This window comes from Microcoleus sp. Z1_A1, from assembly GCF_036700305.1.
In the GTDB taxonomy this organism is placed as follows: Bacteria; Cyanobacteriota; Cyanobacteriia; order Cyanobacteriales; family Microcoleaceae; genus Microcoleus.
In genome coordinates, this window is record NZ_JAUBOR010000007.1 from 179,012 (window position 1) to 189,799 (window position 10,788).

Genomic DNA, 10,788 nt, shown 5'->3' on the forward strand with positions numbered 1-10,788 from the left:
TAAGAGTTAAACCTGTAAGTCTTATGTTGTAAGGTGCTTGGGGGCGCACCCGGAGGATTTAGTAGTGCGAACCCTAGCGAGTAAGGTGCGCCCCTAGACACCCGGAAACCTGATTTTAATCAAAAATGTAGTTAAAGTAACTAAACATTATTAAGTGCTATTTATGAAAAATAGTCCGGACTGCTTTGAGTTGGTAGTCTGAAACCCTAGATTTTCCGTTGGTAGCGAACGTGCCTTGGAGCCTTGAAACCCTTATTCTACGGTTGTCTATCAAAAACTGTCCGAAGTATTGTATGAAAAGTAATTTAACTTTTGATAACTAGATAAATCGTGGTGAATATTTAAAATTTGTAACTAAAGAAACATTTTTTAGCGGACAGGAATAATACCGTAGAAAGATGTCATTTTATGCGGAAACAGGGAGGATGAGCTTGTAATTATAGGGCAAGGGAAACCAGAACCATGAATCTTTTATTCAACTCGGTTTTCCCGCGACGTTAAGTCAAGTTTGAGCAGAGAATAGCAATAATTATTTTTGCTTATGTCTTGGCATCACTTGTTTTATAGTTTTTGACTTGCAAACTTTGTAGAACCTTTCATCAGCTTTAACGACTGCTGCTACCTCAGTAATTGGTAATTGGTGAAAATCTCATTCGTCCCTATTACCCGTTAGATATTCCGAGCAGTGGCTCTAAGGCTCTAAAAGTTTAATGTGGGATGTTGGCGAATTACCGTTACTGTAAAACTCTGGAGTGTTAAAAATGCTAAAACAAATGTGTTGGTTGCCCAGATTGGGACGTAATGGAGAAAAGATATTGCACTTACGCACCGATGCCCGTCAAGGGTGGCGGCCTTATACAGCTTTTCCGCAGTTCGCTGTATCCGACTACCGGGAACCGGGCGGTTCTAAGGGATGGGCAACATATCAGAAGCTGAGAACTCAAGGGTGGAATTTAATATCGACCGCAGAAGGGCAGCAGTCGATTTTTGGCGAACAGAAAAGTGCTTAAAAAACCCGAAACCGCAGCAATAAAAGAAGAGGTAAAATCCTCTTCTTTTTATTATTTTTGGGGTGCTGCTGAATTCAAGTATGATTTTGCCTGATGAAGTAATTCTAAGTCAGCGGTGGGGCAACCACGGAGGGATTGCCCCTACAAATTTCATACCCCAATTAAGCAACGCCATTTTTGGATACAGAAACTGGGTTTTTAACCATCCTACTTGGTAGAAGGGGTAAGGTGTGCAGTGCTCACCTTACATAATTTTGAGATGTTTGCCAGTTGCAAGTAAATTAGGCGATCGCCCTTTCTCTCTCTCCTGTAATTGCTACGTTATGGAGCACCGGCTGGTGAGTTTTCAAGTTAAACCGGTATCCGTGGGGGAGGATGTGCAACTTGGCCCCGCAAATCGCCAAAGCCTCATCCTTCAACAGTCCCTCCAGATTGTCGTGGAGTTGTTCAGACGAGTCGATGACAGTTACAGAGTTTTCGCCAATGACTTCCAACTCGTCACCGTGGACTAAAATAGCTGTATTTTCGTCAATACCAAATCCCAACACGGCAGGTTGCAGCAAAAGTGCGGAAACTAAGCGTCCCAGACGACCTCGCTGGGCGAAATGCTGGTCGATGACAACTCCTGGAAGGAAACCCATTCCCGGCCCCATTGCTACCACATCAACGCGGGGATTTGTCTCCGAGTCTCCTTCAATAATCATCACGTCTGGCATCATCGCCGCGCCGGCACTGGTGCCACCAATGATAATACCTTCAGAGAAGCGTTTGTGCATAGCTGCGTCGAGTATGGTGTCTTTCAAGCAGCTAATAATCCGCGCTTGCTCTCCGCCGGTAAAGAATATGCCGGTGGCTTGTTCGATCGCTTCTAAATAATCTCGATTGTTGGCATCTTCGGGTCTCTGGGTGTCAACAACTCGCACATCTTCAGCGCCAAGTCGCTCAAACACTCGGATGTAATTATCTCCTACTTCTCCCGGCAGGCTAGTGGCAGCCGTCATGATCGCAATGTGGGCTTTAGTGCCTCCGGCGCAGCGCAAGAATTCCCGCAGAATTTTGCAGTCCCCCTCTTTGTCTTCCGCGCCACCAATAATTAGCAACTTCCCGTGAATTTCGTTGCTCGCCATATTATCTCTACTTTTAATTTATTTAATTTCACTAAAACACAAACTTATTTTTTCCGAAAACTGCCAAAAGGTATATATAGATACAAAAAAAGCTCAGACTTTTACCACTTTAGAACGCACACAGCAAGGGTGATATGGGAGTTTACCGATCTTCGACGATCGACAAAACAAACTTACCCCCCCTAACAGGAGATAGGAGGGGTCAAGAAATGAGCTTAAACTACAGGGCCCACCCGCGCGCGGTGATCGATCCGGTTTCTGATCCGATGCTTCGCTAATCCTCCTCTGATTGCTCGTAGAAATCCGGTTGATGAGCGTAAGTCCTTAATTAGTCCGATCGCTCGTTAGTGGGATCGATCGATCAAATTGCTCAATATGGTACTCGCCCGTTCTAAAGGTAGGTGTCTGGGTTTGCCGTTCCAGACAATCTGATATTCGTTGCTATTTTGACCATCGCCGTAGCCAGAAATTAGCTTCCGGTGAAATGCTTCCTCAGCTAAGTGGTGAACTTTTTCTCTGAGAGCAGTTTGTGCGATCTTCATAATTTGCTGCCTCTTAAATTTTCTTTCACTGTCATAAACAATTATAAGTACACAGTGTACCTCTCAAAAGTTATAGCTTTTTTTGGGAGGGGGGAAAGAAGTAGTCATTAGTCATAAGTGCTTAGTCATAAGTGCTTAGTTATCAATGCTTAGTTATCAATGCTTAGTCATCTATACTTAGTCAGATGTTAAAGGAAGAAGGAATACTTTCCTACTCTCACCCACTCCCCCTCTCCCCATCCCCCCATCTCTCCCAATCCCCCTATTGGGCAATACTGAAGGCAGAATTGGTCGGAGTATTTGTCTGACTGCTGGAATATCTATGCCCCCAGGTAGTATCCCCTGCACCAACTATAAAGTTACCGTAAAAAATTAGCTCAAAGGAGGTTAGAAAATGCTGCAAGAAAAAAGCACAGAAACAGCGCGCGTCAATGCTCGAAAAACCGATATTTTCGATGTGTTCAACTTCAAACACTATATCGGGCCCAACCCTTATTTAGACACCGCGGCTTTAGTTTTTGATTTAGCTGTGACGGGGGGGAGCGAACCTTTGCCGATCGCACATTACCATACAATTATTAGCGATCGCTACCCGCAACTGCTGCACGAAACTTTCTCGAACCATGCCCAACTGTTCGGTCGTACCGCCTCAGAACTAGCAAAACTCGACATGGGTTTGCACTTCCAACACTGGAACATCAAGCCATTTTCTTACTTTAACAGAATCAGCATAGAAGCACTTCACGCCCGCACCGCCAGAGCCGTAGTTTACGCAGTTTGGGATTGGTTTGAAGCCATTAATCAAAATCAAGACTTTCCCTTAGAAGCACAAATGGGCGCGCTGCAAAATATGTTCCGGCAGTCAGTTTACGGAGGGCCGACAGTTTATTCGTTAATGCGATCGGCATCCCAAAAAGGCATTCCCACATTTTATTTGTGGGATGAAGGACTAATGCAATATGGGTACGGTAAAAAACTGGTTCGTGGCTCTGCAACTACTTTTGATTCTGACAGCCATTTAGACTCAGATTTTACCACGCGCAAAGACGATTGTAAAGCTTTTCTCGCTACATTAGGATTTCCTGTTCCCCAAGGCGATATCGTCTCCACAGAAAACGGAGCTCTGGCAGTTGCTAGAGAAATTGGCTACCCAGTTGCTATCAAACCCGTAGTCGGTCATAAAGGAATTGGCGTCACAGCAGATGTCCGAGATGGTGAGGAATTGCAGGCGGCTTTTAAAAGAGCAGTTAAGGCAATTCCCGAAACAGATCCGGTGCGAGTAATTGTGGAAAACAGCATCAAAGGATCGGATTTTAGGCTGCTGTGCGTTGACGGCAAATTTGTTTCGGCAACTGAACGCCGGCCCGCTTCGGTAACAGGTGATGGCGACTCAACAATTCGCGAATTGATCCGCCGTGAAAACCGCAAACCAGAACGTTTGGATACGCCTACTTCGGCGATGAGCAAAATTCAGTCCGACGAAGCGATGGAAATGTATCTGGAAGAACAAGGGCTGTCATTAGATAGTGTACTAAGTCGCGATCGCACTGTGTCTCTACGCAAAGTCGCTAATCTTTCCGCAGGCGGCGTCAGCATCGATGCTACCCGCAATATTCACCCGGATAACATTGTTTTAGCTCAAGATATCGCCCTACATTTTCGGTTAACTTGTTTGGGAATTGATGTGGTAACAGAAACTCTCGCCAAATCTTGGAAAACCGGGAATTTTGGGATTATCGAGATCAATGCCGCGCCGGGAATTTTTATGCACCTTAACCCTGCTGTCGGCGAAGGAGTTGATGTACCTTCCCATATTATCGAAACTTTCTTTGAATCGGGAAAATTAGCCAGAATTCCGATTATTACTTTCAACAGAATTTCGGTACATGACCTACAAGAAACCATCGACCATGTTCTGTTGCAGCATCCCGATTGGACAATCGGTGCTGTTTGTCGCGGTGGACTTTTTGTTAACCGTTCTGAAAAAGTTTTGAATAAGAATTACCATCTGAACTTGCAAAGTTTGCTGCGGAATCCCAAGCTCGATTTGTTAATTGCTGAATATCCCGAAGATATTTTGGAAGCTGAGGGAATGTTTTATCGGGGCAGCAATATGGTGGTGCTGGACAATCCGGGGGAAACTGAGATGATGTTGGTCAGAGAAAGCACTGATGACGATACTGTTGTGATGAGGGAAGGAAATAGTATTTCTATTCGCCGCCAAGGATTGATCGAACAGTATACTCTGGGGGATGATGAACCGTTTACACGGGTTTATTTGAAGGAAATAGGGACTGTTTTGTAAGCGGTTCCACCTTTAAGTTGGCTTTGTGGGGCGGGTATTGAGTACCCGCCCCACCAGATCGAGGCTTTTTCTTGTTCCCGGGTTCTTCCGGGGCAGGAACTTGGGAGCGCCGAGATGGGAACTGACTTCGTTACACTTAGTTACAATTGGTTTTAATTCCTCAGTAAGCTGTTCTCCATTTAAATTGTGTGTCAAAAATCACTCAAATTATTGTGGGATGGGCACGCGAGCCCGTCCCGAATATGCAATTTAAACGCGCAACAGCTTAGTGGATGGACTATTCGGAAGAAACCGGGTTTCTTCCCAACTTTCTCGTTACACATTAATATTTTCGTAGAAATTGGGTTTCTCAAGGTAAGTTCTATTTCTGCGATCGTAAGTTTTTAGACAATCTTGTTTGTCGGCTGTCGATCGTGCTATCAAGGACTTTTACAAGTCTTTAAAAAATAGCACTTCGGTGGCAGAAGGTGTGGAAATATGAATTTTGCGAGCAATTGGTTTAATTCGCTGACCGAAAGTTTACAGTCGCACCGTCGCTACATTCCAGCAGCGCTGACTCTTTGCACAGGTACGAGTTTGTCCTTGGCAGCCGCAGCCGTTGTGTGGCATTCGGAACACCAACGAATGCAAGCGGAATTTCATCAGCAAGCCGATCGCCTGAATGTGACTTTGCAGCAAAGCATCAACAAAAATTTAGAAGTTCTGTACTCACTGGAAGCATTCTACAGGGCGTCTACTGAAGTTAGCCGACAAGATTTTAAGCAATTCGCTCAACCTGCACTTGCCCGAAATACTGCTATACATTCTGTTAACTGGATTCGGCGCGTGCCTGCTGCCCAAAAAGCAGCTTACGAAAAGACAATTCGAGCCGAAGATTTTCCGGCATTTCAAATTTACGAACGAACTCCTGACAAAAAGCAGGTCAAAGCAAAAGTGCGATCGGAATACTTTCCTATTATTTACAGAGAAGCATTAGAAGAAGATAACAAAGTGATCGGTTTTGATGTTGCCTCCAGCCCCGATCGCAAAACAGCTTTAGAGAAGTCGGCGAATACCGGGAAAATAGCGGCTTCCGCGCGGATTAGATTAGTCAGCAACAATCAACCAGGATTGCAAGTATTTCTACCAGTACCCCGCCCCACAAATTCTCCAGATAATTCGGTCAACGGCCGCCAAAACCTCATGGGAGTGATTGCGGGTCTGTTTCAGATCACGAGTATGGTCGATTCCTCTTTAGAATCGCTGAATTTAGACAAGATTAATTTTTACCTCTATGACAACTCTGCTATAGAGAAAGAACACTTTCTGGTGCGCTACGACTCACAAGCTAAGCAGTTGATAGATAACCCAAAACACGAAAAGCCAGAGTTAGCTAATCTGCGGGGAAAAATCTGTAAAAATCCTAGTGCTTGCACTCGCCTATTTAACGTAGCAGACCGCCAGTGGAGGCTGCTAGTTTTGCCAGGGAAGGGGTACAACAGTCTGAGGACGCATCAGGGTTCGCTGGCCATTGGGGCGATCGGGCTATTGATGACTGGCAGCTTGACGATTTACCTGTTGATGTCTCTAGAACGTACTGCAAAAGTAGAACAGCAAGTGTACGATCGTACAATTCAACTAAAACAGCGCACCGCTGAACTAGAAACAGCACTAAAAAATTTGCAGGAAGCTCAATTTAAACTAATCCAAACTGAAAAAATGTCCAGCCTGGGGCAGTTGGTGGCTGGAGTTGCCCACGAAATTAACAATCCTGTCAACTTCATCTCTGGCAACCTGATCCATACAGGCGCATATACTAGAGACTTGCTGGAACTTGTGGAAATATACCAGCAGCAATATCCCAACCCAACGCCCGAAGTGCAAGCGAAACTAAAAGATATTGATTTGGATTTTATCAGTGAAGACTTGCCTAAAATCCTAAAATCTATGAATATGGGAGCTGAACGGATCAGCCAGATCGTGCTTTCTCTGCGTAATTTTTCGCGCTTGGATGAAGCTGAAAAGAAGTCGGTTAACATTCACCAAGGCATTGACAGCACCTTGATGATTTTGGATAGTCGGCTGAAACCCCAACCTGGTTTTCCGGGCATTAAACTTATCAAAGAATACGGAAATTTGCCATTGGTGGAGTGCTGGGCGGGACAATTGAATCAGGTATTTATGAATATTTTGAGCAATGCTATTGATGTTTTATCTGATGCAGAAAATCAAAAAAAGCTCGAAAACAACGCCTCGAATTCTGCCTTTTTACCTACTATTCGGATTCGCACTGAACTTTTAAGTTCTAATTGTGTATGCGTGCGAATTGCTGACAATGGAACGGGCATGACGGAGAATGTCAAAAAACGTTTGTTTGATCCGTTTTTTACTACCAAGCCTGTAGGCCAAGGTACTGGCTTGGGATTGTCTATCTGCTATCAAATAGTGGACAAACATCAAGGTTCGCTCAGGTGCGTGTCGGCTCCGGGGGAGGGAACTGAATTCTGGATTGAGGTGCCGGTGCGACAACAGTCTAAGCAATCTATTTCTAAGGTTTTACCTGCGGTAGGTGTCAATCGATTTTAGATTTTAGATTTTAGATTTTAGATTGACTTGCGCGAGATAGATTCGGGGGGGCAAGTTTCATCGGATACAGGTTTTTTATTTCTTCATTAATTAATCTGGGGGCTTGTATCCTGGATGCTTTCGGTCAATTGGAATTAGCGGAACAAATCTCGCTTTTAGCTGAGTCTTGCTGGGAGCATCTCAATGAAAGCAGCCCAGCTATAAATTGGAGACAGGAGGCAGGAGATAGGAGGCAGGAGGGGGCAGGGGGCAGAAGGCAGGAGGGGGCAGGGGGCAGAAGGCAGGAGGCAGGAGGAAAGAGGCAGAAGGAAGGAGCCAGAAGGAAGGAGCCAGAAGAAGTGTTTTTACAAATATGAGATGCTCCCTAATTCCTGTTTATAAAACGTAAAATCTCCGCATTTTACTTGGGAAAGTTTCGGATTTAGCACTCTACTTTCAACGGTTAACTGTCAACTGTTAATTGTCAACTGTCAACTGTTATAGTTATTAGCAAACCTGTGCTAAGTTCAGTGGAATATTGCCGAAAAAAATATCTGGGTTTTTACCCGTCGTAACAATTTATAATTGTAGCCAGGCCAGATTACCAATTATTAACTACGATGTCTTTACAATCTATTAGCATACCGCCCACAACGGATCGCAAACCTGTCGCTTTGATGGTCGCTTTACATGGATGGGGTGCTAATGCTCGGGATTTGACTTCCTTAGCACCCTTTTTCAATTTGCCGGATTATCAGTTTGTGTTTCCCTATGCCCCCTTTCCCCATCCCCAGGTAACGAGTGGCAAAGCGTGGTATAACCTTCAAACCAAAGACGCTCAGGGATTGGTAGAAAGCCGGCAATTGCTGAGGGAATTTTTGCTGTCTTTGGAAAGCACCACGGGCGTGCCTTTGTCTCGCACGATTTTAAGTGGCTTTTCTCAAGGCGGAGCGATGACTCTAGATGTGGGATTGACTTTGCCCCTAGCTGGTTTAATTTGTCTGAGCGGTTATTTACACCAGATTTCGCCAGTTGCGGGGAGTGTTTTGCCACCTGTTTTAATCGTACACGGTACTCAAGATACTATTGTGCCTGTTAGTGCTGCTGTGCGATCGCGCGAGAGTTTGACGGCTTGGGGATCTCCGGTGCAGTATCGAGAATTTAACATGGGACACGAGATTGTGCCGGAAGTTATAGAGGTAATGCGAAGTTTTGTTGTAGAAACTGTGTCGAAATCTGATTAAAGGTTTAGTATATAGTATGGCGGAAGTCTCGGGCAGGGGAAAAAAATGAAAACTTTAACCAAAGCATCGCGCGATATTGCTGTACTTACTTCTCAGGACGTGGCAGAATTGGCTGTCCGTTTGGAAGTTGACGATTATACAGATCCTTTTGAGGGATTGAATGATTGGCATTTGTTGCGATCGCTTGCTTTTCAGCGGCCGGAGCTAGTTGAACCTTATCTCCACCTTCTGGATATGGAAGCCTACGACGAAGCATAGACTGAAAAATCTAGCTCAAAAATTTCGACGGAATTGAGGAAGAAGTTAGCAGCATATTTTGTTGCAGATTAAACAGATGAATGAGGGATTTTAGTCTGTTTTTATCTTAATTTCTTTCTTGATTCTTTTTTATGGAAAAATGACACCAGTTTCAAAAAAGAATGTGAATGTAGGCCAGCTCTCAACCCTGGTATTCATCAGTCATTCCCAAATTAAAATCTAAAATCTAAAATCTAAAATCTAAAATGGTATGACATGAAAGGCAGACGAATTTTAATCGGCGTTAGTGGCGGGATTGCGGCTTACAAAGTTTGCGAAGTAGTTTCAACTTTAGCGAAAGCTGGAGCGGAAGTTAAAGCTATTCTTACTGATGCTGCCGGGGAGTTTGTAACGCCTTTGACTTTTGCTACTCTGTGCCGCCATCCTGCTTTTACTGACAAAGATTTTTGGCAACCAAGTCACGGGCGCCCCCTGCATATTCAACTGGGAGAATGGGCGGAAGTTTTTGTGATTGCTCCTTTGACAGCTAATACTTTGGCTAAGTTGGCGGGGGGTTTTGCTGATAATTTGTTGACTAATACTGTCTTAGCTTCTAATTGCCCAATTTTGCTGGCACCGGCGATGAATACGGATATGTGGGAACAGCCGGCGGTGCAGCGGAATTGGCGGGAAGTGTTGAGTTATCGGCGCTATCATGCTGCGAATCCGGGGGCGGGTATGCTGGCGTGCGATCGCGCGGGTGTTGGCCGTATGGCAGAACCTTATGAGATTTTGCCTCATATTGAATCGCTGTTGTATGCCAAGGGCGATCGAGATTTAGCGGGCCTTCGGGTGTTGATCGGTGCGGGAGGAACGCGGGAACACCTCGATCCGGTGCGGTTTATCGGCAATCCTTCCAGTGGCAAAATGGGTATAGCTTTGGCGCAAGCTGCACAGCACCGCGGCGCGACAGTGACGCTGGTACACAGTATAACTGGCGAATTGCCGCTCTCAGGTGTGCGGGCGATCGCAGTTGCGAGTGCAGAAGAAATGCGGCAGGCGATGCTGCAATGCTTTCACGATGCGGATTTGACGGTGATGGCGGCGGCGGTAGCGGATGTGAAGCCGGCTGAGTACAGTAGTGAGAAATTGCCGAAGCGATCGCTCCCGAATTGTTTGCCTTTGGCACCGGTAGCGGATATTGTGGCAGAGTTGGGAAAATTGAAACAGCCGCACCAAAAATTAATCGGGTTTGCAGCACAAACTGGGGATATTGTCAAGCCGGCTTTGGAGAAATTGCGATCGAAGAAACTGGATGTAATTGCCGCCAACCCGATCGATCGAATAGGTGCAGGTTTTGGCAGCAATACCAATCAAGCAATATTAATTAATGCCGCCGGCAAGCAAGTAGAAATAGCACCTTGCAGCAAGCTAGAAATGGCTCACCGATTGTTAGATTTTGTGATGAACGGGTGAGGGCGATCGAACTGCGATGATATTACCAATTGCGGATTTGTCGCCTTGTGGGGGCGGGTTTTGGAGATGGTAGGTTTCTAACATAAATGGTTGGTAAAACCCGCCCCTACAAATGTCTGTAGGGGCGGGTTCACCAATAATATTTAATACCCGCAAACAATTTATATAAACCCGCCCCCACACAACCGATAATCTAGATTAACCTTTACTGCGATCGAAATGAAATATTTGTCGCCTTGTGGGGGCGGGTTTTGGAGATGGTAGGTTTCTAACATAAATGGTTGGTAAAACCCGCCCCTACAA

At 45.2% G+C, this 10,788-nt stretch carries 8 protein-coding genes; 6 read left to right on the top strand and 2 right to left on the bottom strand.

What is annotated here, in order from left to right:
- Positions 1-761: 761 nt before the first annotated feature.
- Positions 762-1,010 (top strand): hypothetical protein, encoded by a 249-nt coding sequence (locus QT973_RS07025; RefSeq protein ID WP_333145102.1) that lies wholly within the window; start codon positions 762-764, stop codon positions 1,008-1,010.
- Between the two features lie 281 nt (positions 1,011-1,291).
- On the opposite strand, the gene QT973_RS07030 is transcribed toward QT973_RS07025, so the two are convergent.
- Together QT973_RS07030 and QT973_RS07035 are read right to left on the bottom strand one after the other, a co-directional pair.
- Complete coding sequence (locus tag QT973_RS07030; protein ID WP_333391011.1) at positions 1,292-2,137, bottom strand: cyanophycinase; 846 nt, start codon at positions 2,135-2,137, stop codon at positions 1,292-1,294.
- 344 nt (positions 2,138-2,481) lie between these two features.
- Positions 2,482-2,679, bottom strand: a complete 198-nt coding sequence (locus tag QT973_RS07035; protein WP_333057913.1) for a hypothetical protein — start codon at positions 2,677-2,679, stop codon at positions 2,482-2,484.
- Positions 2,680-3,073: 394 nt separating this feature from the next.
- Between QT973_RS07035 and QT973_RS07040 the strand changes: the two genes are divergently transcribed.
- The 5 genes from QT973_RS07040 to coaBC all read left to right on the top strand — a co-directional run bounded on the left by QT973_RS07040 (position 3,074) and on the right by coaBC (position 10,485).
- Complete coding sequence (locus QT973_RS07040; RefSeq protein WP_333057914.1) at positions 3,074-4,984, top strand: ATP-binding protein; 1,911 nt, start codon at positions 3,074-3,076, stop codon at positions 4,982-4,984.
- 477 nt (positions 4,985-5,461) lie between these two features.
- Positions 5,462-7,549: a CHASE domain-containing protein gene (locus QT973_RS07045; protein ID WP_333057915.1), complete on the top strand. Its 2,088-nt coding sequence runs from the start codon at positions 5,462-5,464 to the stop codon at positions 7,547-7,549.
- A gap of 599 nt (positions 7,550-8,148) precedes the next feature.
- Positions 8,149-8,772 (top strand): alpha/beta hydrolase, encoded by a 624-nt coding sequence (locus QT973_RS07050; protein WP_333232986.1) that lies wholly within the window; start codon positions 8,149-8,151, stop codon positions 8,770-8,772.
- A 45-nt stretch (positions 8,773-8,817) separates the two neighbouring features.
- Entirely contained in the window at positions 8,818-9,030 is a 213-nt protein-coding gene (gene isiD, locus QT973_RS07055; protein ID WP_006632739.1) for a protein IsiD, read from the top strand.
- 255 nt (positions 9,031-9,285) lie between these two features.
- Positions 9,286-10,485: a bifunctional phosphopantothenoylcysteine decarboxylase/phosphopantothenate--cysteine ligase CoaBC gene (gene coaBC / locus QT973_RS07060; protein WP_333210267.1), complete on the top strand. Its 1,200-nt coding sequence runs from the start codon at positions 9,286-9,288 to the stop codon at positions 10,483-10,485.
- Positions 10,486-10,788 lie beyond the last annotated feature (303 nt).